Raw genomic sequence first — 22,579 nt, 5'->3', positions numbered from 1 at the left:
CAAGCGTGCTTACTACTTTGTGACCTGCGGTTTTACCGGTAGTTCCGGTGCAGGTCCTCCTTGGTTGATGCTCCCGGAGAGGCGTCGGCGATCCATGGGCCCGTGCCCTCGGACTGGTCCAGCACCCCTGCCTCCAGCCACGTGTAGTCACCGGCAAGCACTTTTCGCGTCAGTGCGTGGTCGGCGTCGTCCGTGTTCCGCCACAGCTGGTCGAAGTATTCGTCCACCCGGACCCTTGCCTGCTCACAGTAGGCGTCGGCGAGCTCGTAGGCGCTGGCTGCCTTGTCGGGGGACGTCTTCAGGAGCATTTCGGCGCGGGAGCAGCATGCCGTCATCGCGAAGAGCTCCGCACCGATGTCCACCACCCGGCCGAGGAACGCCTGCTTGCGCTCGAGTTTGGCCTGCCACCGGCCCATGCCGTAGAACGTCTGGCGGGCGAGCCGCCGCGACGAACGCTCCACGAACCGAAGGTGCTTGGCCAGCCGGCCGAACTCGCCGTAGGACCGCGGGTCCATCCCGGCGCCCGCCACCAGCTTGGGCAGCCACTTGGCGTAGAAGCCGGAAGCGCCGACGGCGGCCTTCGCTTTGTCGGCCAGGCTCGCATCAAGGGACGCGAGGTCGCCCGCAGCGGCAAGGTGCGCGTCCACCGCTTCCCGCGCGATCAGCAGCCGCATGATTTCGGACGAACCCTCGAAGATCCGGTTGATGCGGAGGTCCCGCAGCTGCTGCTCGGCCGGCACCGCCCGTTCCCCGCGGGCGGCCAGCGACGCGGCCGTTTCGAATCCGCGGCCGCCCCGGATCTGGACCAGTTCATCGGCTATCCGGCAGCTGATTTCCGTGGCCCAAAGTTTTGCGAGCGCGGCCTCGATGCGGACGTCCTTCTGCCCCGCATCGGCAAGTTCCGCCGACAGTTCAAACACGGCGTCCAGGGCAAAGGCCGAGGCCGCGATGAACGCAATCTTCTTGCCCACGGCCTCGTGTTCACCCACGGGCCTGCCCCACTGGGTGCGGGCATTGGACCACTCGCGGGCAATCTTCAGGCTCCACCGTCCCGATGCCACGCACAGCGCGGGCAGGGCCAGGCGGCCGGTGTTGAGCGTGGTCAGTGCGATCTTCAGGCCCTGGCCCTCGCGCCCGAGCCGGTTGGCGGCGGGCACCCGGACCTGGTGGAAGCGGGTCACCCCGTTCTCGATCCCGCGCAGGCCCATGAAGGCGTTGCGGTTTTCCACCGTGATACCCGGCGAGTCCATCTCCACCACGAACGCGCTGATGCCGCCCTTGTGCCGGGTGCCGTCCGGGTCGGTGTGCGCCGGGACCACCGCCATGACCACCACCAGTTCGGCGATCACCCCGTTGGTGGTCCACAGTTTCACGCCGTCCAAAAGGTACGCGTCGCCGTCGTCCGTGGGGGTTGCCGTGCTGCCCATCCGGGCGGGGTCGCTGCCCACGTCCGGTTCGGTGAGGAGGAAGGCAGTGACGGCACCGGCGGCACACCGTGGCAGGTACTCACGCTTCTGTTCGGGCGTCCCAAAGACCTTCACGGGCTCGGGCACGCCGATTGACTGGTGGGCGGAAATCAGGGCGCCCAGGCTGGGGTGCACGCTGCCGAGCAGGGCAAGGGCCCGTCCGTAGTACACCAGCGAGAGGCCCAGGCCGCCGTATTCCTCCGGGATCTTCATGCCAAAGACGCCGAGGTCCGCCAGGTCCTTGATGTATTCGTCCGGAATCTTCGCGTACCGCTCGATAACCCGCCCGGACATGGTCCGGGCGAAGTCGGTCAGGCGGGCCATGAACTCCTCGCCCTTTTGGACGGAAGCTGGGTCAGCGGCCGGCCACGGGTGGACCAGGTCCAGATCGAAACTGCCCAGGTAGAGGCCCTTGGCGAAGCTGGGACGGTCCCAGCCTGACTCCCGGGCGGCCTCGGCGACGGCCCGGGCATCTTCGGCGGTGGCGCCGGCGCCGATGTTGCCGGTGGGGACGGGGGTTTCTTCAGCCGGGGCGTCTTTGGCCTGGCTGTCAGTTGCGGAGGTCATGGGTTATCTCCTTGGCCGGATTGGCCGGTGTAGCCATGGATCCGCCGGGTTGGAGAACCCTTCAGCTGTCCCTCAAGATTACCCGCGGGTAGGTTCCGGTGCTAGGGGCCGGTTGGCCCTGGAAGTCCCCCGGAAGCTCGACGGCGGAAGCGCGGTGGACCAGCCTTTCCCACCCTGAATTGATCCCGTGGACCACCGCCATGAGCGTATTGACAACAACTATCCAGGTGAGCTTGCCCGCGCCCAGTACCACCAAGGCCACCAGCCCGGCCGTCAGGACGAATCCGGCCAGGACCGCGCCGAACACCAATGTCCCGATGAAGACCAAAGTGGCTGTTTCCACGGAGCTTAGATCGAACTGCATGTATCCCCCTGCTGCGACATTGCCTGCGAAAGACTGCTGTAGTGAAGACCGGTAGCAGAAGCGTAGGTGGACGGCTGCGGGCGCAGCCAGACCCGGCGCGGACGGCGGCACCTGTTGATATGGGATCGAAACACTACCCACAGGTAGGTCACGAAGCGGTCGCGGCGGCCTGCGTTAACCTTGTAGTTGGCAGTTTTCCGGTCCGGCCATTTCGGACCGCCCCTGCCCAGTCCCCGGAACAGTCCGCAGCCAACAGCCCAAGGAGAGTGTGTGCCCCGCTCCGCCAGGTCATCCGCTGACGCCATCAGCGCCCGGCTCCGGGACCTCGAACTCCTCACCAAGGGTCCCGCGTGGGCCCTGACCCGTTCGGCGCCCTGGGTCATTGCGGTGCTCCAGGCATCCTTTACCCGCACCCGGCCGCAGGTCCCGCTCGAGGAATTCCATGCCGACGTCGACACCTTCCTTGAAGAACTCCGGCGCCAGGACCCCGGGCTGGGTGGAGGGGCCAACGGCAAGGCCTTTGGCGATGAATGGACGCGGCGGCAGTTCCTGACCCGCCGGAACCAGTCAGGCCAGATCGTCTACGAGGCAACTGAGCCGGCAGCCCGCGTGCTCGCCTTCCTGGACAGCCTCTCCAGCGAGCGGTCCACCTTGAACGGTTCCCGCCTGGGCACCCTTCTGGGGGACGTGGAGAAGCTCGCCAACGAGACCAACCCGGACCAGAGCGCCCGGCTGGAAGCCCTCGAAGAGGAAATCGAAGAGCGGCAGCAGCTCATCCAGGACATCAGCACCGGCGAGTTCGACGGCCTGCTCGACGACGACGACGCCGTGGAAGCCGCGGGAAACATCCTGGACCTGGCAGCCAGCCTGCCCGCGGACTACAAGAAGATGCGTGACCGGATCGAGGAACTGGTGGGCGGCCTCCGCAACCAGATCATTGAGGAGTCCCTGACCAAGGGTGCCACCATGGCCCAGGTCCTTGAAGCCGATAAACGGCTGCGCCAGAGCCCCGAAGGCAGGACCTTCCGGTCCTTCACTGCCTTCCTTGAGGATCCGCAGCAGCAGCTCCGCTTCCGGTCCGCGATTGGCGAGGTCCTGAGCCGCCAGTTCGCCGACGACCTCTCACCCGATGACCGGGAAACGCTCAAGAACCTGGTGGCCGAACTCCGCCAGCAGCACAGCCAGATTCAGCGCATCTACGGCAAACTCAGCGAAAGCCTCAACACGTACGTCCAAAGCGACGACTTCCGCCAGTCGGTCAGGCTGCGCCAGGTCCTGCGCGAAGCGGAGCAGGCCATCCGTTCCCTCCCGTACGAGCGGGAACGCCCCGGGCTGGTCCCCGGGCCGGTCCTCTACAACGCCGGCTTCGAGTCCCTGTCCATGGTGAAGCTGTTCGACCCGGACGAGTTCGCGGCACCGCCCCGCCTGGCGGATCCCATCGCCTTCACCGACTCGGACCGGGTGCGCTCGCCGAGGACCGGCAAGGCCAAGCCGGCGGTGGTCCGGGCAGCCATGGCCGGAGCTGCAACCCTTGCCGACGCCTGGCAGCAGCTGCCGCCCGAAGAGCAGCACATCAACTCCATCCGCGCCCTGTTGTCGGAAGCCCTCCACGCCGGGGCGGACTTCAACCGCGGCGCCTGGGACGGACTGGACTTCGAACAAATAGACGGCTCCACCCGCAAGGCCTACCTGCCGGTGGTCACGCTCGCAAAGGATTCAGATGACTGAGGAAAGCACGACGCCGGTAGTTGAGTCCGCGGAAACGCCGGCTGGAGAGCAGCGGCAGGAGGCGGTGGTTGATCAGGCGGACACCCGGTCGGCATCGGGCGCTGGGTACCCCGGACCTGTTTCACCCCGCGACACCTTCGTGGACGGAGCAGCCTTGTTCCCCGGGGACACCGGAGTCCTGTCGATGAAGGTGCGGCAGGCCCTGGTGAAGCTCCTCAAGGGCCCCTACATTGACGGCGGCCGGGACGAAAAGCTGTGGACAGTGCTGCTAGACCACCAGGTGATCCTGCGCAGCCGCCTTTCCGAGCTGTTCCTGACCCTGCAGCTGGACCATGAGCGGAAGATTGCCGTCCTGCGCCCCGTGGATCCGGAGGTGATCGGCGGCAACACCCGGTCCAGCATCCTGCGCCAGCAGCGCGCCCTCAGCCGGGTGGAAACCATCGTGCTGCTCCGGCTGCGCCTGCTGCTGGACCGGCACGTCACTGCCCAGACGGACCCCACCATCACCCGTGAGGAGATCACGGACCTGGTGGCGCATTACCAGCCCGCCGGGCAGCAGGACGCCCTGCGCGACTCGGACGTGGTCACCCGCGCCATCACCAAGCTCCTGGCCCGGCAACTCCTGCTCCCCACCGGTCTGGACGACGTCTACACCATCTCCAACGCCCTGCCCCTGGCCCTGCCGTTCGAAAACATCGGCGACATCCCGGCCCACATTGAGGCCCTGGTAGCGGCTTCGGCCGACGCCACCGGCACAGAAGCAATGCTGGACCTCGACGCCGATTCCCCGGGGAGCGAGGAAGAGGACGGTGCGGGGGACGATGACGCCGGCCCTGGTGACGGACAAGAAGAGGCATCGGCTGCTGAGTCAGACGCGACCAAGACTGAGGTGACCAAGTGACGATCGCGAGCATGCTTCCGTTGGGGGACGTGACCAACCCGGGGCAGATGCGGCTGGCGTTGGTGCAGGTGGTCAACTGGGGGACGTTCCATGGGGCGCACACAATGCACGTGGACCGGAACGGGACCCTGCTCACGGGTAACTCGGGCGTGGGCAAGTCCACGCTGTTCGATGCGATGCTGCGGGTGTTCGATGCCCGGCCGAGGTCGAATGAGGCCGCTGCGCAGCGCTCGGGTGCCGTGGAGGACAAGCGGACCACGTTGACGTACATGCGCGGCAAGGTGGGGGACAAGGCCGTGGGCGAGGGCTCGGCGAGTGCGTTCCAGCGCCCGGGTGCCACCTGGTCCGCCGTCGCCCTGACGTTCGACAACGCCGCCGGCACCCGGGTGACGGTCTCGGCGCTGTTCGACCTGCCGAAGAACGGCACCGAGTCCAGCGTGGGCCGGTTCTACCTGATCGACAATGTGCCCCTGGATCTTGAAGCGCTCGAGGGCATCGCGGACAAGCGCTTCACCAAGGGTGCCCTGGAGACGCTCTTCCCGCACGCCCAGGTGTTTGACGTGCACAAGGCGTTCGCGGAGCGGTTCCGGCGGCTGCTGGGGATCAGCTCGGACCAGGCGCTGCCCCTGCTGCGAGTGATCCAGGCAGGAAAGGGCCTTGGCGGCAGCGTCAACACCTTCTTCCGCGACCAGGTCCTGGACGCGCCGGCAACGCTGGCCGCCGCGGACGACGTGGTGGAGGAGTTCAGCAACCTGATGTCCATCCGCCAGCGGCTGGAGGATGTCCGGCAGCAGCGGGACCAGCTGGCCCCTGTCCCCGGGCTGAACCGCGAATACGCGCAGTCGCTGCTGGACGCGAACCGGCTGCGGGAGCTGGTGGGCGGGGAATTCGACGCGTACAAGCAGCAGCTCGCCGTCACGGTGCACCAGAAGACGCTGGTCCGTTTCCGTGAGCTGGCGCAGTCAAAGGCCAAGGAACTGGGTGCCGAGCGTGCGGTCCGCGATGGCCTGGCCAAGGAACTGCGGGAGCTGGAAGCCGACTACAACAACCAGGGCGGCAACGCGATCTCCGCGATCGAGCAGTCGCTGGAAAACGCCCGGGTTGGCCTGAAGCTCCGCCAGCAGGTGGAGGAGGCAGCCCAGCAGGCACTGGCCGACGCCGGCCTGCAGCTTGAGTGGAGCGGCGCCGGCTGGGAGCAGGCGCACGAGCAGGCAGCAGCCCGGTCGGCCGAGCTGAAGGACGACTCGCAGGCCCTGCAGGAGCTCAGGTTTGAGGCGTTCGATGCGCACGCTGCCCGGAAACGCGAGCTGGCCGCGGCTGAGCAGGAACTCGTCTCCCTGAAGACGCGCAAATCCCTGCTGCCGCCGTCGAGCATCGAAAACCGCGCCGCCATAGCCGCCGCAACCGGCATCCCCGAGGACCGCATGCCCTTCGCCGGTGAGCTCATGGATCTCGCCGAGGGGGAGGAACGGTGGCGCCCCGCCGCTGAACGCGCACTCCGCAACCTGGCCACCACCCTGTTGGTTCCCGGCGAGCACTTCGGCGCCGTGACCCGCTACCTCAACGACCACAACGTCCGCGGCGCGCTGCGGGCCGTGGACGTCTCCAAGCCGCTCGCCGGCGGCGCGCTCGCCGTGGAGGACGCACGCGACGGCGACCTGCTCACCAAGCTGGACATCCTTGCCTCGGGTGCGGCTGCTGAGGCGGGGGAATGGGTCCGCGAGCGGATCGCCCTCGATTTCGCATACCCCTGCGTGGAGGACCCTGACGAACTGGCTGCACTGGACAAGGGCCTCAGCCTGGGCGGCGTGGTCAAGCGCAACCGGCACACGGTGGAGAAGGACGACCGCTTCACCAGCCGCCAGGATTACGTCCTGGGCTTCGACAATGCGGCCAAGCTGGAGCTCGTGGCCGGGCAGGTGGAGGACCTCCGGCAGGAGGTGGCCAAGGCCGCCGAACTGGCGCAGAGCCGCGAGGACTCGCACCAGGGCATGAGCCGGCAGCTTGACGCCCTGCGCCGGATCGCCGAAGACGACCGTCCGTGGAAACAAGTGTCTGCCGCGGTCGCCGCCGATGAGCTGGTGCGGATCGAGCAGCGGCTCAAGGACGCCCTTGCTGCCCAGGCGGACCTGGAGCCGCTCCGCGCCAGCATCGAGGAAGTCCGGCACAAGCACCAGTCCAGCACCGAGTCCGCCGCCGTCCTGCAAAGCGAATACAAGGCACTCGACCGCCAGCTGACGGCTGCCGATACCCTGCTGGAAGCTGCGCGCGACCGCCTGGCCCAGGCACCGCCGTCGGACGCCACCGTCAAAGCCCTGGAACCCTACTTCGCCGACTTCGGCGACATTACGGAAATGCACGAGCTGGACAACCTGGCCAACCGGGTCCGGACCGCGCTGCTGGGCGAACTGCACTCCGCGGAGTCGCGGGGACAGGCGACGGCCGAGCGGCTCACCCGCATTTTTGAAGGCTTCGTGCGCGAGTGGGGCAGTGCCATCTCGGCCGACCACGGCACCAGCGTCGGCGCCGCGAGCGAGTTCGAGGCGCGCTACCACGCGATCATTAACGACGGCCTGCCCGCGCAGGAGGCGGAGTTCCGCCAGTTCTTCAACCAGCGCACGCACGAGTCCTTCAGCACCCTGCTGCACCTGCTGGACGAGGAACGCCGCTCCATCACCAGCCGCATCCTGCCCCTGAACGGCATCCTCTCGCAGGTGAACTTCCACGAGGGCAGCTTCCTGGAACTGGACATCAAGCAGACGCTGCCGCCCACGGCCAAGCAGTTCAAGGACGCTATCCAGAACGCCCTGAAGGCGCGGCACACGCGGCCGGTGAAGCCGGAGGCCGGCCGGGCGGAGGGCTCCGGCGCCGAAGGGGACGACGACGGCGAGCTCACCGCCCGCTACAAGTCCCTGGAAACCCTGGTCAAGCGGCTCGGTTCCCAGGCACCCGAGGACCGGCGCTGGCGTGCCGAGGTACTGGACGTCCGCGGGCACCTGTTCATCCAGTGCAAGGAGCACCGGGAAGTCACCGGTCCGCGGGGCGGCAAGAAGACCGAAGTGTTCATGCACGCTGACACCGGTTCGATGTCCGGTGGCGAGCGGCAGCGGTTCACCGCCTTCATCATGGCCGCGGCCCTGAGCTACCAGCTGGGCATCGCCGAGCAGGGCTTCACCACCTACGGCACCGTGATGATGGACGAGGCTTTCGTGCTCGCGTCGGAGGAGTTCGCCGGCGCCGGAATCAAGGCGCTGCACGAATTCGGATTCCAGCTGCTGCTCGCGGCTCCGGAGAACGTGATCGACCTGTCCCGCCACCTGGGCTCGGTCACCGAAATCCTCCGGGACCGGCGCACCAACCGCTCCGGAGTCCTCACAGCGCCGGTGATCCGTCCCCGGCCGGGGGAGGAAGGCGCCTGGCGGTCGGAAGCGAACCCGGTGGACATCGTGCTGCGCTGAGAAAGCCGGGCAATATAACAAATAGGTGGAATTATTGTGCGGGCAATGGTGGCCGGTGTTTTCGTTGTGCCACTCTGGGATGACCAACCACACCTCGCCTGAAGAAATCCCATAGGTACTGCGGGATGCTGGGTCCGCGCTGTTCCCCAAGAGAACGATGGCGTCCTCTTGAAAGGCACTTCCATGCGTGTCCTGCAAGGTGCACCGCCGGCGCTTGCTGCCGTCCTGCTCTCCCTCGCGGCTTGTGCGGAGGGGACCCCGGCGAATGGCGGTTCATCCCCGGCGTCCGCCGCCAGTTCCACAGTGGCCCCGGACCCGGGTCGGGCAATAGTTCCCGCGGCTACCTCTTCTCCGGTTCCCGCAGGGCCGGAAGCTTTCACCTTTCCCGATGGCCGGCTGTCCTTCAGCCATCCGGCGGACTGGACGGTGGAGCTTTTCGAGCCGTCGAAAACTCCGTATGTGGGAACGGCTACGGTTCACGATACCGGAGGAAGCAGCCGCATCAACATCTACTACGGCCAAATCGCCGATGTCGTCGCCGGCTCTGCCACCCGGACCGTCATCGAAACAGACCCTGTCCTGGGCCTCCGGGACCATTCTGTTCCCACGCCGCATGCGTCGTTCTTTGTGGACCGCAGTGAAGGCGCCCCAAGATACCGCATGGAACTCACGGCTGGATTGCCTGTTTCCCCGGACGGACAGGTGCGGGAAGGTCCGGTGCTGCTTGGCGGCCGGGTCTTGAGCGCGGATGTCCTGTTCGACGCGCAGCCGTTCGCCAGCGATGACGCGGCGAAGGCCTGGTACTGGGGCGCCGAAGGCCAGGCGTTGAAGGCTGTACTGATGAGCTTCTCCTACCGCTGACCGGCAGGCCGGGAAGTCCCGTTCACGGCCGTGAACGGGGCTTCGCCTGCCTGCTTCGCCCGACGTTCTACTTGGCCTGAACGCGCGCCAGGAACTGCGCCGTGCGGTCCTGAAGCCCCTGGATCTGGCGTTCCACCACGGCGGCGGGATCTGGATTGATCTCATTGACAGGCGGCTCCCTGCGGACGTTGCCGCAGCACACGAAGTCGGCGCAGATCAGGGTGCCGACGGTATTGCCGTTCCGCCCCGACTGGCCCGCCCGCTTGGCGACCCACAACAGCACGTCCTCCTTGGACAACACATCCCGGCAGAGCTCACACAGCACCGACCGGTTCTTCTTGGCCCCTCCTTCGGGTGCCCGGAGCATGATCCCGGTGAGGCCCTTTTGCCCCGGGACCACGAGGTAACCGCGCAGCGGCATCTTCTCGTCCCGCCAGCCCAGGAACTCCAGGCCGTCCCAGTCGAGCGAGTCGAAGTTTTTGGGCAGGGTGAGCTTTGCAGCTTCCGAGCGGCTGGCGTTGACGAAGGATAAACGGATCTGCTGGGACGTGACTGATTGCATGGCTGAAACTTTCGTGAAGGTGGGCGGCCCGGAGCCGGGCCAGGGGTAACGGGGGAGTCAGTCAGTCTCCGCGGTGCAGGCCAAAGCGGCCACCCCGCTCTCCACGGCAGCGGCGGCCCGATTGGCCCTCTGCGTGCGCATCGTTCCCGTTGTCCTTTTCCTGTTCAGCCGTCCGGTGTCTCAAAAGCCGGACCAGCAAGGGCCATCCTGCCAAAGGATGCGGGTCCTGTCCAAGCGGTCGGCCGCAGAATGTGGTTTTCGTCACGATGCTGGATTAGGTGACAAAAGTGTTGCGTAATGCAGATTTACATAGGTTAGCCTTACTTAAGTTTTGATCAGTCCGATTCAAGGAGCCCCGTGTCGTTCCCCCTCTTTCCCGGCCCAGTGCCCACCCGCCGCACGCTGTTTTCCTCAGCCGGAAAGGCTGCCTCAGTGCTGGCCGCGGCGGCCCTCACGCTGTCGGCGTGCAGCACAGGTCCCGCCACCACCGTTGCGGATGCCGGCAGTTCCAGCAGCAGCACCGCGTTCCCCGTCACCATCGAGCACGTGTACGGCAGTACCACCATCGAGAAGCAGCCCACCCGGGTTGCCACCGTTTCCTGGGTTAACGACGACGTCGCCATCGCGCTGGGCGTGGTTCCGGTGGGCGTCCCCAGGAACGAGTGGGGCGGCAATGACAAGGGCTCCACCCCCTGGAAGGACGCCGCGCTGGAAAAACTGGGCGCCGGCTTCGGTTCGGCCAAGGCTCCCGCCCAGTACTCGGAAGCGGACGGGATCAACTTCACGGAGATTGCCAAGCTCAGCCCGGACGTCATCCTCGCCGCCTACTCGGGCCTGACGGAAGAGGACTACAGGAAACTCAGCGAAATTGCCCCCGTGGTGGCCCACCCGGGCGTCGCCTACGGAACCTCCTGGCAGGACGCCACCACCACCATCGGCAAGGCCCTGGGCAAGGACGCCGAAGCGGCCACACTGGTTTCCGACACCGAATCGACGGTCAAGGACAAGGTGGCCCAGTACCCGCAGATCCAAGGCAAGAGCTTCATCTACGGCAACCTGGAGCCCGCCAAGGGCGACGGCGTGAACGTCTACACCGCCAACGACAACCGCCCCCGCTTCCTCAGCGAGATCGGCATGACCCTCGCCCCGGTGGTGGCGGACAACTCCAAGGGCTCCAAGGAGTTCTACATTCCGTGGTCCGCCGAAAAAGCCAATGAACTGCAGTCGGACATCTTCGTCACCTGGGTTCCGGATGCCTCCACAACCGACGCCATCAAGGCGGACCCGCTCCTCGGCCAGATCCCGGCCATCAAGAATGGTGCCCTGGTGGCCGATTCGGACAACATGCTGACCCTTTCCATCTCGGCATCGTCGCCGCTGAGCCTGCCGTGGTCCCTGGAGACGTTCCTCCCGCAGCTTGCCACAGCAGCGGACGCAGTGAAGTAGGCGCACCTCCATGAGTACGACGACGGCGCCTCCGGCAGCGGACAACGGCACCCAGGTGCCGGTCACGGCAGCCCCGGGCACCCTCCGGGGTGATGCTCGGGGAAGGAAACCTGCTGCCTGGCTGCTGGCCGCCGTCGTCGTTTTGGTCCTCCTGGCCGGCACATCGCTGGCCGTGGGCGCCCGTGACGTTCCCCTCGGCACTGTGTGGCAGGCGCTCACAGCGTTCGATCCCGCAAACGGGGACCATGCCGTGGTGCACGCCCGTATCCCGCGGACCGTCCTGGGCCTGCTGGCCGGCGGTGCGCTGGGCCTGGCCGGTGCGGCGATGCAGGGTGTTGCCCGCAATCCCCTGGCCGATCCCGGCATCATCGGTGTCAACGCCGGGGCTGCCCTGGCGGTAGTGGCCGGAATCTACCTGTTCGGCGTCACCACCTTCACCGGCTACATCTGGTTCGCGTTCACCGGGGCCGCCGCGGCCGCCGTCGTGGTGTACCTCATCGCCTCGCTGGGCCGGGAGGGTGCAACGCCGGTGAAGCTCGCGCTGGCGGGAGCAGCATTGAGCGCCGGGCTGTCATCGCTCATGAACGTCATTCTGGTCTCCAGCCAGGACACCCTCGACCGGTTCCGCTTCTGGCAGGTGGGCGGCATCGCGGGCCGTGACTGGCCGGTACTCCTGCCGGGTTTGCCGTTCCTGGCGGCCGGTGCGCTGGTTGTGCTGCTGGCCGGGCGGACCCTCAACAGCCTTGCCCTGGGGGACGACGTTGCCCGCGGGCTGGGCCAACGGGTCGGGCTGTCCCGCGCCGTGGTGGCCCTGGGGGTGGTCCTGCTGTGCGGCACGGCCACCGCGCTGGCGGGGCCCATCGGGTTCGTCGGCCTGGTCATCCCGCACGCCGTCCGCTTCCTCACCGGCCCGGACTACCGCTGGATCCTGCCGTTGTCCCTGGTGGCCGCTCCGGTGCTGCTGCTGGGCGCGGACATCGTTGGCCGGGTGGTGCTGCTTCCCGGTGAAATCCCGGCGGGCATCATGACCGCCCTGGTCGGCGCCCCCGTGTTCGTGTGGCTGGTCCGCCGCGGGAAAGGGGCAGGCCTGTGACCGGCGTTGCGCTATCAGATATGGCTGCCAAAACCGGTCCCAAGGGGCCAGAAGTGATGGAGCAGCGCGGGGGACGGGGGCGACTGCACCGGACCGCGGTGCTGGCTGCCGCCGTCGTGATCCTGTTCTTCGCGTCCGTCCTGCTGGGCAGCTACACGGTGACCATTTCGGATTTCTTCACCATCGTCATCAACCACCTCACCGGCGGCGCGAAGATTCCGGGAGCCAGCTTCATCGTGATGGAGAACAAACTTCCCCGCGCGGTCATCGGCACCCTGATCGGGATCGCGTTCGGCCTGGCCGGCGCCCTGTTCCAGACCATGCTGCGGAACCCCCTTGCCAGCCCCGACGTTATTGGCATCAGCTCGGGGGCCAGTGCGGCGGCGGTTGTTGCGATCGTTGTTTTCGGCGTATCCGGTGCCGCTGTGTCCGCGGCGGCGCTGGCGGGTGCCCTGGCCGTGGCGGCCCTGATTTACGTGATCTCCCGCGGCGCCCGCCGAACCGGCAGGGGAACCGCTGCCGGAAACAGGCTGGTCCTGGCCGGTGTGGGGACCGCGGCAGCCCTCCAGGCCGTGGTCAGCTTCCTCATGACCCGGGCCGACATCCGCACCGCCGCCGACGCCCTGGTCTGGCTGAACGGATCCCTGAACTCCGCCAACTGGGACCGCGCCGGGATCCTCTTCCTGGCGCTCGCCGCCCTGGTTCCCGCCACCGGGCTTATCGCCGGGCCGCTGCGAATCCTGGAACTGGGGGATGACGCAGCGGCCGGGCTGGGCGTCCGGGTCAACACCGCGCGCCTGGCACTGGTGGTCGTCGCGGTATCGCTGGCAGCAGTGGCGACGGCGGCTGCCGGACCGGTCTCGTTCGTCGCCTTCCTGGCCGGTCCCATCGCCCGCCGCTTCACAGGCAAAGCCAGCCTGCCGGCGTCGGCCATGGTGGGCGCCCTGATTGTCCTGGCGGCCGACTACTTCGCCGCCAACCTGGCCCCCTTGTTTTTGGGCGGCACAGTGCTCCCGGTGGGCGTGGTCACCGGCGCGCTCGGCGCCCCGTTCCTGCTGTGGCTCCTGGTCACGGCCAACCGAAAGGATGCCTGACGTGGCAGTTCTCCAAGCCAAGGACCTGACCCTCAGCTACCACCAGCGCTGCGTGGTGGACGGCCTCAGCGTCCGGATTCCCGAAGGTAGGGTGACCATGATCGTGGGCGCCAACGCCTGCGGAAAGTCGACCCTGCTCCGAGGCCTGTCCCGGCTCCTTAAACCTGAGCGCGGCGCCGTGACCCTGGACGGCAAGGACATCCATTCCCGTCCGGCGCGCGAACTGGCCCGCGCCCTGGGCCTGCTGCCCCAGCACCCCAGCGCCCCGGACGGGATCACCGTCCGCGACCTGGTGGGGCGGGGACGCTACCCGCACCAGGGCTTCTTCCGCAGCTGGAGTGTCAAGGACGACGCCGCGGTGCAGCGCGCGCTGGAAGCCACCGGAACGCTGGAGCTCGCCGGGCGGGACGTGGACGGACTGTCCGGCGGGCAGCGGCAGCGGGCCTGGATCGCCATGGCCCTTGCCCAGGAAACCGACGTCCTGCTGCTGGACGAACCCACCACCTACCTCGACCTGGCCCACCAGGTGGAGGTCCTGGACCTGGTGACGGACCTGAACCGCACGCGCGGCACCACCGTGGCCATTGTCCTGCACGACCTCAACCTGGCCGCCCGCTACGCGGACCACGTCATCGCCATGAAGGACGGCGCCGTCGCAGCCCTGGGCTCCCCGCAGGACGTGGTGACGGAAGACCTGGTCAAAGACGTCTTCGGCCTGGAAAGCCGCGTCATCCCGGACCCCGTCTCCGGTACCCCGCTGATCCTTCCCATCGGCCGGCACCACGCCACAACCACCGAACTGGAGCTCGTTTCATGAAAACCCGGGAAAGCGCCGCCACCCACCAGCCGGCAACCCAGCCGATGAGCCTTGCCTTCGAGGTGACCGTCTCAGCTGTCCAGCAGCTCAGCCCCACGTTCCGCAGGATCACCTTCGGCGGCTACTCCTTGCGTGACTTCGGCGTCCACGGCCACACCCTGGACCTCCGGGTCAAGCTCGTCATCCCGTCACGGGCCCCGGACGGCACGCCGCTGCCGGTCGCCGCCTTCGATACGGCCCACGCCGGCTGGTACCGGGACTGGCTGGCCATGGACCCGGCCGTGCGCGGCTCCATGCGCACCTATACGGTCCGGGAGGCGCGGCTGGACGCGGTGTACCCCGAGATCGACGTCGACTTCGTCATGCACGCCGACGACCACGGGCACGCCGGGCCGGCTGCGGACTGGGCATCCAAGGCCACACCCGGCGACCCGCTCACCATCATCGGCCCGAACAACCGCGCCGCGCATTGCGTCACCGCCGAAACCTACTCCGGTATCGAGTGGCGCCCCGGCATGGCCCAGCGCGTCCTGCTCGCCGGCGACGAAACCGCCGTCCCCGCGATCTCCGCGATCCTCGAAACCCTCCCGCCCTATATAAGCGGACATGCTCTCCTGGAAGTCCCGCAGGCCGGCGACTTCCTGGAACTCAGCTCTCCGGCGGACATCGAAATCACGTGGCTGGCCCGCGGCGCCGCCATCGGACGGTCCCGGCCGCACGGGCAGCTGCTGCAGGAAGCCGTGCGCAAAGCCGTCCCCGTGCCCGCCTGGGTGGGCATCACGGCGGACGACGGGGCCGCCGGGCCTGAGCCGGATGACGTCAACGTGGATGAAGACATCCTGTGGGAGACGCCCGGGCGCCTGGAATCCTCCGTCATCAGCGGCTCCAGGAACCCGCACCTGCCCGCCGGTGCGCTGCCCTTCTACGCCTGGATGGCGGGCGAAGCGGGGGTCATCAAGGAACTGCGGCGCTACCTGGTCCGCGACGTGGGGATCGACCGGAAGCAGGTGGCGTTCATGGGGTACTGGCGGCAGGGCAAAGCCGAAGGCTAGCCCCGGCACCGCCAGGGTCGCGTGCTCAGCTTTGGCGTTTTCCCTGCAAACGCGCCATCAGATCCTGCCGGCATTTCCGGGACGCCCCATCACTTACTGTTCATCCCGGCGTCGTACCTGCTTCTTTTCCTCCCGGTACTTTCGTGCCTGTGCCCTCTGATCCCCTGCTTCCTGACTCCGGGCGGCGGGTGTTTGTTGCCCTCGGGGACTCCTTTACCGAAGGGGTGGGCGACCGGGACGAGCGGCTGCCCAACGGGGTGCGGGGGTGGGCCGACCGGGTGGCCGAGAAACTGGCGAAGGCGCAGCCAGGCTGGAGATACGCCAACCTGGCCATCAGGAGCAAACGGCTGCGGCACATCGTCGACGAGCAGCTGGAACCGGCGCTGGGGATGCGGCCAACGCTCGTCACGCTCTACGCCGGCGGCAACGACATCCTGGACCTTAAGACTGACATGCCCGCGCTCATGGCGGACTATGAGCAGCTGGTGGCAGCGCTGGCAGGCACCGGGGCCACGGTGGTCCTCTTCACCGGCTTCGACGTCAAGGTCTCCGCCCTGCTGGAGCCCCTGAAGAAGCGCAACACCTATTACAACGAGCGGGTCCGGGACATCGCGGGTAAATACGGGGCCGTGCTGGTGGACTACTGGTGCCTGGATGCCTTCCACGACCGGCGGATGTGGGACTCGGACCGGCTCCACATGTCCAAGGCGGGGCACAAATACCTGGCCGGGCAGGTGCTGGACCAGCTGGGCGTGCCGCACAAGATCAAGCCCAAGGACTGGGAACCACCCGCCCGGCCCAGCCTGCGTGAGTGGGAGCGGCGCCAGCGGCGCTGGGTCCACGACTGGGTCCTGCCGCTCTTCGGCCGCAAGCTCCGGGGCGTCACACTGGGGGATACCCTCACCCCGCGCTGGCCACAACCGGTCAAGGTCCCCCGGAAGGGCGGGTTGAAGAAGCTCGCCGCCGGAACGTCCGACGCCGGCAGCATACCTTCGGGAAGCAGCCCGCCTTAGGGTGCGGGCTGGGGCGGGGTGTCCAGCAGGATCTCGTACCCCGGGGCTACCCTGCCGGCGTGGAACTCCATGACTTCGAAGTCGGCAACCCCGTTGGTGTAGAACGGATCCCGGGCCAGGCTTGCATCGAGGGTTTCCCGGTCAGCCTGCGACAGGAGCAGGCCACCGGTGCGCGGGATCTTGCGGCCGGCGGCGATAAACACGCCGTCGTCAAAGGCCTTTTGCAGCCAGCCGATGTGCGCGTCGTTGTGGAAATCGACGATCTCCTGGGGCACGCGGTAGGTGAGGGAGACAACATACATGGGGCAAGCCTACCGGCGCCGCACCAGCTACTTGAAGGATCAATCGTAGAATGGTGACCATGACCGATCCCCGCTGGCTCAACGCTGACGAACGCCGCGCCTGGCTGGCGCTGGTAAGCATCAATACGCTGCTGCCCGCGGCCCTGGACACCAAGCTGCACGCGGCAGGAAAACTGTCCCTCTTCGACTACACGGTCCTGGCCATGCTGTCCGAAGCCGAGGAGCGGTTCCTGCCCATGAGCGAACTCGCCGCCCGCACCAGCGCCTCCCTGTCCCGGCTCTCACACGTGGTGACCAAGCTGCAGAAGCGCGGCTGGGTGGAGCGCCGCCCGCACCCCCACGATGCCCGCGTCACCACCGCGCATCTCACCGAGGAAGGCATGGCCACCATTGTCGGGCTGGCCCCGGCCCACGTGGAGGACGTCCGTGACCTGTTCCTCGATGCGCTGACCGAGCAGGATGTCCTGGACCTGGCCCGGATCGGTGAAAAAGTGGTGGGCCGCCTGGACTCTGACCACTGGATCCTCCGCGAAACCCAGGGCTGACCCGGGAACATCCCGCCGATTGGTTGCTCCCGGCAACGGGTGGCAAACTAACCGCATGGATTTCACTTCCCGGTTCGTGGCCCTCGGCGACTCCTTCACGGAAGGCGTGGGCGACGATGACCCGGGCCGCCCCAACGGAGTCCGGGGCTGGGCAGACCGCGTGGCCGAGCAGCTCGGTGCCGCCGACCCCAATTTCGGCTACGCAAACCTGGCCATCCGCGGCAGGAAACTCCGCCAGATCATGGCTGAACAGGTGGACGCCGCCGTCGCGCTTAATCCCACCCTGGTGAGTATCTACGCCGGTGCCAATGACATCCTCCGCCCGAGAGTGGACATCGATGACCTGCTGGTGGAGTACAACGACGCCGTGGGGAAACTCGCTGCCACCGGCGCCACCGTGGTGATGTTCACGGGTTTTGACGCCCGGGGGTCGAAGGTGTTCAGCACCATGCGCGGCCGCACCGCCATCTACAACGAACTGGTCAGGGGGATCGCCGGGGACCACGGCGCCCTGCTGGTGGACTACTGGCGCTTCAGTGAATATTACGACTGGGGCATGTGGGCCCACGACCGGATGCATATGTCCGCCGCCGGGCACGCGAACATGGCCAAGCGCGTGCTTGAGGTCCTCAAATATGACCACTCCATCGACGTTCCGCCCATGACGCCGGTGCCGGAACTGAGCGGGGCAGACGCCATCCGCGCTAATGCCCAGTGGTTCCGGGAGTACGCCGCGCCGTGGGTGGTCCGCCGCGTCACCGGCAAGTCTTCCGGGGATAACCTGCAGCCCAAGTACGCGCAATTCACGCGGATCTAGGCGCCCTACTCTGTCTGGAACGCCGGCGTAGCCAGCATGGAGCCGTCCGCGCGGATGGCCAGTACGGCCACATCCCATTGGTCCGCAACCTGGTCCAGCATCCGTGTCCCGCCGGCAACGATGGTCGTGGCCAGGACGTCGGCGGTGACGATGTCGGCGGCAGCAACGGTGACCTGGACAAACCCGTCGGTATGAGCGCCGCTTCCTACCCGCCAGATGTGTTCCCCGCGTTCGGCGGATCCTGAGGTGGCGATGGCGTGGTGCCGGTTGGTGCCGCCGAGCGCATACCCGGTAATAAGGGTTTGGCGGTCCGCGGGATCCACAACGCCGGCTTTCCAGGGTTCGGCGCTGCCCGGACGTGGCGACCCGCTGACCAGGACATCTCCGCCGGCGTTCAGGCACCAGTCCCGGCGGCCCAGGGCCAGGAGTGTTGTTCCTGCCTCACGGATGGCATGGCCCTTGATAATGCCGGAAAGGTCCAGCACCCCGTCCGGCCTTTCGGGCGTGAACGCCCCCTCGGTGCGCAGCCGCCACTCATGCGCCTCGGCGTATGCTTCGCGCATCTGCGCTGAAGCGTGCGGCAGCGTCAGTTCCCCACGCGCCAGCCTGCTGGCTTCCGAGTCAGGGCGGTACAGGCTGAAGGTCTCGTCCAGGTCGCGGAACAGGCGTTCGACGACGGCGGTGGCGGCAGCGAGCTCATCGAGCCCCGGCTGCCCTTCCGCAGGGCCGCCGACGGGCATCGTCAGTCCGATGACCGTTCCCATGCACGCAAAAGTGCGGGCCTTCAGGCTGGTGCCCGCCGTGGCGGGCAGGGAGTCAGAGGTTCGCTGCATCGATGGCTGCCTGGAGTGAGGTGAGGTAGGCATCGCTGGTGATGGTGGCGCCGCTGACGGTCTGGACATTGGCAGACTGCGCCGCCAGGACCTTGCTGCGCAGCAAGGGCGCCGCGCGGTTGCTGATCTGGATGGATTTGCCGTCCGTATTGGTCAGCTGCAGGGCCGTGACATCGGTGATCTTTCCGTTCGCCACCGTGATCTGGACCTGGACGGGGCCGAACCGGGTCTGGACGGTGTTGCCCTTGTAGGTGCCGGAGCCCGTGGAACCCGACGAACCGGAGGACCCGGAGGAGCTTGCGGACCCGGAAGACCCTGCGGTGCCCGATGAGCTGGAGGATCCGGACGACCCGGACGACCCGGAGGACCCGGAGGACCCGGCCGACCCGGACGAACCCGTCCCCGTGGACCCCGTGCCTGTTGCACCCGTGGTGCCGGTCGCCGTCGTACTCGAAGCGACGGTACTGATGCCGCCGGCCTGCGTGCCCGTCTGCCAGCCCACCAGGAGGATCCCGGCGGAGGCCAAAGCTGCTGCGACTGTTCCGCGTATTTTCACCAGTCAAACCTTTCGTGATGGATCTGTTCCTCGGGGACGCCGGCTTTCCCGGCATCCGCTATGACGTTGGCCGCCCACCCCGCGGGGCCGCAGACGTAGACGTCCGCATCCCGGATGTCCGGCACGTAGGAGCTAAGGCTGTAGCCGTTGCGCACCGAGTCCTCGGGAAGCCAGGTGGACTGGCCATGGCCCCTTGGCCCGGTGAGGTGGAAGAGCCGGACCCCGCGCGCCTGGCAGAGGTCAAGGATTTCGTTCCCCAGGTACAGATCCTGGCCAGTGTGGCCGCGGAGCAGGACCGTGGCCTCGCCGGGAGCGAACGGGGTGGTTTCGAGCAGCGCCCGCAGCGGTGTGATGCCGATGCCGGCGCCAATCATCACGACTTTGTTCTTCGTTCGGGCTGCCGTGCTGAGCAGGCCGTAGGGTCCTTCCAGCGCCACCTTGGTGCCTTTGCGCAGCCGGAGCAGCTGGGCGGAGCCGTCGCCGAGGTTCCGGACGGTGACCCGCAGCGTCCCCTGGCCGTCCCGGCCGTCGACTACGGGCTCCGCTGACAGGCTGAACGGGTGCGGGTGCCACCACATGCCCGGAGCCAGGAAGCGCCAGATGAAGAAGCGTCCGGCCGTCCCTGCCAGCTGGTCCAGCTTCCGGCCCCGCATGACGATGTTCACCACACCCGGGGCCACCCTCTCCACCCGTGCCACGGTGAGCTGGTGCCGTGCCGTGGCCAGCACCGGCTCAAGGATTCGGAAGTACACCAGGGCACTGCCGGTGTAGATGCAAATGGCGAGCCAGTACCAGCGCTGCCAGGTGCCGGCGGCAAAGAGGCCGCCCACACTGAACTGGTGCGGAATCGACGTTGCCACCGCGGCGTAGGTCAGCAGGTGGACCACGTACCAAAACTCGTACGGGAAGCGCCGGCGCACAGCCACCAGGGAGGTCACCACGACGGCGATGAACAGGGCCATGGAGACGAACGCCAGCCACATGTCGGGGACCTGGACCCACAGGTTGACGGATTCACTGACCGGGTCCAGTCCTTCGGCCATGCCGTACCCGATGACCAGCAGGAGTCCGTGCGCCAGGAGGAGGTAAAGGGAAGGCTTACCCAGTTTGCCGTGGAATTCCAGGGCGCGGTCGTGGCCGATGGTGCGGTCGATGAACGGGATCCTCGCGGCCAGGAGCAACATCAGCAGGACCAGGTCCATGCCCGTCAGGCCGGCCACGATTCCCGCCGCCGTGAACAGCGAGGCGGGCGAGGCGATGTTGTTGGCCCCGCCGTCTGCCAGCCACAAGGCGATGGCGGCGGCCACGGACGCCCACGCAATGACGGTCAGGAAGTCCGTCCGCAGCATGCGCTGGCGATACTGGCGGGCGAACCAGCCGCGGGCGGGTATCTTCGGTGGTGAGAGCTCCGGGCGGCCGGAGCTGCTTGCGGCCGGTGATGCCGGCAGGAGCTGTGTGTTCATGCATCAAACATGCTTGGGGAAGCTATGTCCCTGCTGTGAAAAGGGGCCCGCGGCTGCTGTGACATTCCATAAGCGGCGAACCCTTATACACCCGATTGGTCTTTAATTGCGTCAACTCGTAGACTTGGTAGGCGCTAAGTGCGCGGAGCGTGCGCAATTGCTCCGGTTGCCCGGTAATTTTCTCCAGGGTGGCCGGTAGTTAGGGGCTCAAGTTGCGTAACTAACCGTTGCCCGTACTTTCTGTGGGTCGCCCTTAGCAGCATGGTCCAGCAGCAGATATGCGGATCATTACTTTCAATTCTTGAGGAGAAGTCATGGCAGCACACTGCCAAGTGACCGGAGCCGAGCCGGGCTTTGGGCACAGCATTTCGCACTCGCACCGCCGCAACAAGCGTCGGTTCGATCCGAACATCCAGAAGAAGCGCTACTGGGTTCCGTCCCTGCGCCGTAACGTCACGCTGCAGGTCTCTGCACGTGGCATCAAGACCATCGACGTGCGCGGTATCGACGCAGTCGTCGCCGACATTCTGGCTCGTGGGGTGAAGCTCTAGTGGCTAAGGACAAGGACGTACGTCCGATCATCAAGCTCAAGTCGACCGCGGGCACGGGTTACACCTACGTAACCCGCAAGAACCGTCGTAACGACCCGGACCGAATGGTCCTGAAGAAGTACGACCCCAAGATCCGCCAGCACGTCGAATTCCGAGAGGAGCGCTAAACATGGCTAAGAAGTCCAAGATTGCTCGCAACGAGCAGCGCAAGGTCATCGTTGAGCGTTACGCTGCCAAGCGCCTCGAACTGAAGAAGACCCTGGTTGACCTGAACGCAACCGACGAAGCACGTGAAGCAGCCCGCCTGGGCCTGCAGAAGCTGCCCCGCAACGCGTCCCCGATCCGTCTGCGTAACCGCGACATCATCGACGGCCGCCCCCGTGGCACCTTCCAGAAGTTCGGCATCTCCCGTGTCCGTTTCCGCGACATGGCACACAAGGGCGAACTCCCGGGCATCACCAAGTCTTCCTGGTAATTCAGCACCGCTGATTCCAGCTGCTTGAGAAGGGCCGGCAACCTTAGGGTTGCCGGCCCTTCGGCGTCTAACCCACACGTGGTCGGTGGTTGAACTCGTCGACGCCCTGGGTGCTGCTGCCCTTCGGTGGTTGAGCTTGTCGAAACCCGTGCGGCAGCACACATCGGCAGAATTGCGACGCCGGGAGGTTGCGTCGGTGCCTCACCCCGCGTTTCGCCGCGGAATACCGGGGATTTCCGGCCCTGTGAGGGCCGGTTTGCGGTGGGCGCGGTGGGCGTGTATTGTTTTCTAAGTCGCCGCGGGGGAGACAGTGAAGAACTGTTCACCGGGTGGCCAAAACCCCCCAAATCAAAGCCAGATTCTGGTTGCTCTTTAGGGCGCTGGAAATCGGTATGGGGCGGTCCTCAACATGATGTGAGTCCTGAAAGATGGATTTGCTTCGGGGTGGGGGATCGGGTAAGTTTGAAAAGTTGCTCCGGAGCGATCCTGAACGTGAGTGTTTGGGTGGTGCCGGGTGTGTCTGTTGTTTGAGAACTCAATAGTGTGCCAAGTTTGTTGATACCGATTATGTATGTAATTGGTTGATTGTGCCGAATCGTGCCGCCCCTGTGGTGT

At 66.7% G+C, this 22,579-nt stretch carries 22 protein-coding genes; 15 read left to right on the top strand and 7 right to left on the bottom strand.

Annotated elements, in window-relative coordinates:
* Positions 1–32: 32 nt before the first annotated feature.
* Positions 33–2,033 carry an acyl-CoA dehydrogenase family protein gene (locus tag AC1DIP_RS21760; RefSeq protein ID WP_477735065.1) on the bottom strand — a complete coding sequence of 667 codons (2,001 nt, stop codon included), beginning with the start codon at positions 2,031–2,033 and terminating at the stop codon, positions 33–35.
* Positions 2,034–2,094: 61 nt separating this feature from the next.
* A complete protein-coding gene (locus AC1DIP_RS21755) occupies positions 2,095–2,397 on the bottom strand; it encodes a hypothetical protein (RefSeq protein WP_477735064.1) in 303 nt (100 codons plus the stop codon).
* A gap of 270 nt (positions 2,398–2,667) precedes the next feature.
* Here AC1DIP_RS21755 and AC1DIP_RS21750 point away from each other — a divergent pair, with 270 nt between their 5' ends.
* From AC1DIP_RS21750 to AC1DIP_RS21735, 4 genes are all read left to right on the top strand, one after another.
* The gene (locus tag AC1DIP_RS21750; RefSeq protein ID WP_476207907.1) at positions 2,668–4,125 is read left to right on the top strand and encodes a DUF3375 family protein; all 1,458 of its coding nucleotides are present in this window, start codon (positions 2,668–2,670) and stop codon (positions 4,123–4,125) included.
* Positions 4,118–5,026, top strand: a complete 909-nt coding sequence (locus AC1DIP_RS21745; RefSeq protein WP_477735063.1) for a DUF4194 domain-containing protein — start codon at positions 4,118–4,120, stop codon at positions 5,024–5,026. Before AC1DIP_RS21750 ends, AC1DIP_RS21745 begins: the two co-directional genes overlap by 8 nt.
* The gene (locus tag AC1DIP_RS21740) at positions 5,023–8,484 is read left to right on the top strand and encodes an ATP-binding protein (RefSeq protein WP_477735062.1); all 3,462 of its coding nucleotides are present in this window, start codon (positions 5,023–5,025) and stop codon (positions 8,482–8,484) included. Before AC1DIP_RS21745 ends, AC1DIP_RS21740 begins: the two co-directional genes overlap by 4 nt.
* A 459-nt stretch (positions 8,485–8,943) precedes the next feature.
* Positions 8,944–9,345, top strand: coding sequence for a hypothetical protein (locus AC1DIP_RS21735; protein ID WP_477735061.1), 402 nt, complete (start codon positions 8,944–8,946; stop codon positions 9,343–9,345).
* Positions 9,346–9,412: 67 nt separating this feature from the next.
* On the opposite strand, the gene AC1DIP_RS21730 is transcribed toward AC1DIP_RS21735, so the two are convergent.
* Positions 9,413–9,907: an FBP domain-containing protein gene (locus AC1DIP_RS21730; protein ID WP_477735060.1), complete on the bottom strand. Its 495-nt coding sequence runs from the start codon at positions 9,905–9,907 to the stop codon at positions 9,413–9,415.
* A gap of 357 nt (positions 9,908–10,264) precedes the next feature.
* Here AC1DIP_RS21730 and AC1DIP_RS21725 point away from each other — a divergent pair, with 357 nt between their 5' ends.
* The 6 genes from AC1DIP_RS21725 to AC1DIP_RS21700 all read left to right on the top strand — a co-directional run bounded on the left by AC1DIP_RS21725 (position 10,265) and on the right by AC1DIP_RS21700 (position 16,422).
* Positions 10,265–11,353 carry an iron-siderophore ABC transporter substrate-binding protein gene (locus AC1DIP_RS21725; RefSeq protein WP_477735059.1) on the top strand — a complete coding sequence of 363 codons (1,089 nt, stop codon included), beginning with the start codon at positions 10,265–10,267 and terminating at the stop codon, positions 11,351–11,353.
* 10 nt (positions 11,354–11,363) lie between these two features.
* Positions 11,364–12,446, top strand: coding sequence for a FecCD family ABC transporter permease (locus tag AC1DIP_RS21720; RefSeq protein ID WP_477735058.1), 1,083 nt, complete (start codon positions 11,364–11,366; stop codon positions 12,444–12,446).
* A gap of 20 nt (positions 12,447–12,466) precedes the next feature.
* The gene (locus AC1DIP_RS21715) at positions 12,467–13,540 is read left to right on the top strand and encodes a FecCD family ABC transporter permease (protein WP_477735057.1); all 1,074 of its coding nucleotides are present in this window, start codon (positions 12,467–12,469) and stop codon (positions 13,538–13,540) included.
* A 1-nt stretch (position 13,541) separates the two neighbouring features.
* Positions 13,542–14,357 (top strand): ABC transporter ATP-binding protein, encoded by an 816-nt coding sequence (locus AC1DIP_RS21710; protein ID WP_477735056.1) that lies wholly within the window; start codon positions 13,542–13,544, stop codon positions 14,355–14,357.
* Positions 14,354–15,409, top strand: a complete 1,056-nt coding sequence (locus AC1DIP_RS21705; RefSeq protein WP_477735055.1) for a siderophore-interacting protein — start codon at positions 14,354–14,356, stop codon at positions 15,407–15,409. Before AC1DIP_RS21710 ends, AC1DIP_RS21705 begins: the two co-directional genes overlap by 4 nt.
* A gap of 149 nt (positions 15,410–15,558) precedes the next feature.
* Positions 15,559–16,422: a GDSL-type esterase/lipase family protein gene (locus AC1DIP_RS21700; RefSeq protein WP_476207890.1), complete on the top strand. Its 864-nt coding sequence runs from the start codon at positions 15,559–15,561 to the stop codon at positions 16,420–16,422.
* Here the strand turns inward: AC1DIP_RS21700 and AC1DIP_RS21695 are convergent.
* Positions 16,419–16,724, bottom strand: coding sequence for a YciI family protein (locus tag AC1DIP_RS21695; RefSeq protein ID WP_477735054.1), 306 nt, complete (start codon positions 16,722–16,724; stop codon positions 16,419–16,421). The two genes, AC1DIP_RS21700 and AC1DIP_RS21695, sit on opposite strands and share 4 nt — an antisense overlap.
* A 59-nt stretch (positions 16,725–16,783) precedes the next feature.
* On the opposite strand from AC1DIP_RS21695, the gene AC1DIP_RS21690 reads away from it, so the two are divergent.
* Positions 16,784–17,269: a MarR family transcriptional regulator gene (locus AC1DIP_RS21690; protein ID WP_476207886.1), complete on the top strand. Its 486-nt coding sequence runs from the start codon at positions 16,784–16,786 to the stop codon at positions 17,267–17,269.
* Positions 17,270–17,324: 55 nt separating this feature from the next.
* Positions 17,325–18,086: a GDSL-type esterase/lipase family protein gene (locus AC1DIP_RS21685; RefSeq protein ID WP_476207885.1), complete on the top strand. Its 762-nt coding sequence runs from the start codon at positions 17,325–17,327 to the stop codon at positions 18,084–18,086.
* Between the two features lie 5 nt (positions 18,087–18,091).
* On the opposite strand, the gene AC1DIP_RS21680 is transcribed toward AC1DIP_RS21685, so the two are convergent.
* From AC1DIP_RS21680 to AC1DIP_RS21670, 3 genes are read right to left on the bottom strand one after another with little or no spacing between them, the layout of a single operon-like run.
* Positions 18,092–18,919, bottom strand: coding sequence for an FAD:protein FMN transferase (locus AC1DIP_RS21680; protein ID WP_477735053.1), 828 nt, complete (start codon positions 18,917–18,919; stop codon positions 18,092–18,094).
* Positions 18,903–19,475, bottom strand: a complete 573-nt coding sequence (locus AC1DIP_RS21675; RefSeq protein WP_477735052.1) for an FMN-binding protein — start codon at positions 19,473–19,475, stop codon at positions 18,903–18,905. The genes AC1DIP_RS21680 and AC1DIP_RS21675 overlap by 17 nt, the downstream gene beginning before the upstream one ends.
* Positions 19,472–20,938, bottom strand: a complete 1,467-nt coding sequence (locus tag AC1DIP_RS21670; RefSeq protein ID WP_477735051.1) for a ferredoxin reductase family protein — start codon at positions 20,936–20,938, stop codon at positions 19,472–19,474. The genes AC1DIP_RS21675 and AC1DIP_RS21670 overlap by 4 nt, the downstream gene beginning before the upstream one ends.
* A 314-nt stretch (positions 20,939–21,252) precedes the next feature.
* On the opposite strand from AC1DIP_RS21670, the gene rpmB reads away from it, so the two are divergent.
* Genes rpmB through rpsN form a run of 3 tightly spaced genes read left to right on the top strand, consistent with a single transcriptional unit; the run spans position 21,253 to position 21,964 of the window.
* Positions 21,253–21,489: a 50S ribosomal protein L28 gene (rpmB, locus tag AC1DIP_RS21665; protein ID WP_018763944.1), complete on the top strand. Its 237-nt coding sequence runs from the start codon at positions 21,253–21,255 to the stop codon at positions 21,487–21,489.
* Entirely contained in the window at positions 21,489–21,656 is a 168-nt protein-coding gene (gene rpmG / locus AC1DIP_RS21660; protein WP_013602737.1) for a 50S ribosomal protein L33, read from the top strand. The genes rpmB and rpmG overlap by 1 nt, the downstream gene beginning before the upstream one ends.
* A gap of 2 nt (positions 21,657–21,658) precedes the next feature.
* Entirely contained in the window at positions 21,659–21,964 is a 306-nt protein-coding gene (rpsN, locus tag AC1DIP_RS21655) for a 30S ribosomal protein S14 (RefSeq protein ID WP_141159002.1), read from the top strand.
* The last annotated feature ends 615 nt before the right edge of the window (positions 21,965–22,579 follow it).

It is taken from the genome of Pseudarthrobacter sp. 05T312 (genome assembly GCF_056396685.1).
The sequence above is the reverse complement of the archived record's forward strand: the minus strand, read 5'-3'. Positions and strand labels throughout refer to the sequence as shown.

What these genes read in the sequence shown, in the direction of transcription:
- AC1DIP_RS21760 (WP_477735065.1), bottom strand. Translation starts at nt 2,033, where the DNA reads ATGACCTCCGCAACTGACAGCCAGGCCAAAGACGCCCCGGCTGAAGAA.
- AC1DIP_RS21755 (WP_477735064.1), bottom strand. Translation starts at nt 2,397, where the DNA reads ATGCAGTTCGATCTAAGCTCCGTGGAAACAGCCACTTTGGTCTTCATC.
- AC1DIP_RS21745 (WP_477735063.1), top strand. Translation starts at nt 4,118, where the DNA reads ATGACTGAGGAAAGCACGACGCCGGTAGTTGAGTCCGCGGAAACGCCG.
- AC1DIP_RS21730 (WP_477735060.1), bottom strand. Translation starts at nt 9,907, where the DNA reads ATGCAATCAGTCACGTCCCAGCAGATCCGTTTATCCTTCGTCAACGCC.
- AC1DIP_RS21720 (WP_477735058.1), top strand. Translation starts at nt 11,364, where the DNA reads ATGAGTACGACGACGGCGCCTCCGGCAGCGGACAACGGCACCCAGGTG.
- AC1DIP_RS21715 (WP_477735057.1), top strand. Translation starts at nt 12,467, where the DNA reads ATGGCTGCCAAAACCGGTCCCAAGGGGCCAGAAGTGATGGAGCAGCGC.
- AC1DIP_RS21705 (WP_477735055.1), top strand. Translation starts at nt 14,354, where the DNA reads ATGAAAACCCGGGAAAGCGCCGCCACCCACCAGCCGGCAACCCAGCCG.
- AC1DIP_RS21695 (WP_477735054.1), bottom strand. Translation starts at nt 16,724, where the DNA reads ATGTATGTTGTCTCCCTCACCTACCGCGTGCCCCAGGAGATCGTCGAT.
- AC1DIP_RS21690 (WP_476207886.1), top strand. Translation starts at nt 16,784, where the DNA reads ATGACCGATCCCCGCTGGCTCAACGCTGACGAACGCCGCGCCTGGCTG.
- AC1DIP_RS21685 (WP_476207885.1), top strand. Translation starts at nt 17,325, where the DNA reads ATGGATTTCACTTCCCGGTTCGTGGCCCTCGGCGACTCCTTCACGGAA.
- AC1DIP_RS21680 (WP_477735053.1), bottom strand. Translation starts at nt 18,919, where the DNA reads ATGCAGCGAACCTCTGACTCCCTGCCCGCCACGGCGGGCACCAGCCTG.
- AC1DIP_RS21670 (WP_477735051.1), bottom strand. Translation starts at nt 20,938, where the DNA reads ATGAACACACAGCTCCTGCCGGCATCACCGGCCGCAAGCAGCTCCGGC.
- rpmB (WP_018763944.1), top strand. Translation starts at nt 21,253, where the DNA reads ATGGCAGCACACTGCCAAGTGACCGGAGCCGAGCCGGGCTTTGGGCAC.
- rpsN (WP_141159002.1), top strand. Translation starts at nt 21,659, where the DNA reads ATGGCTAAGAAGTCCAAGATTGCTCGCAACGAGCAGCGCAAGGTCATC.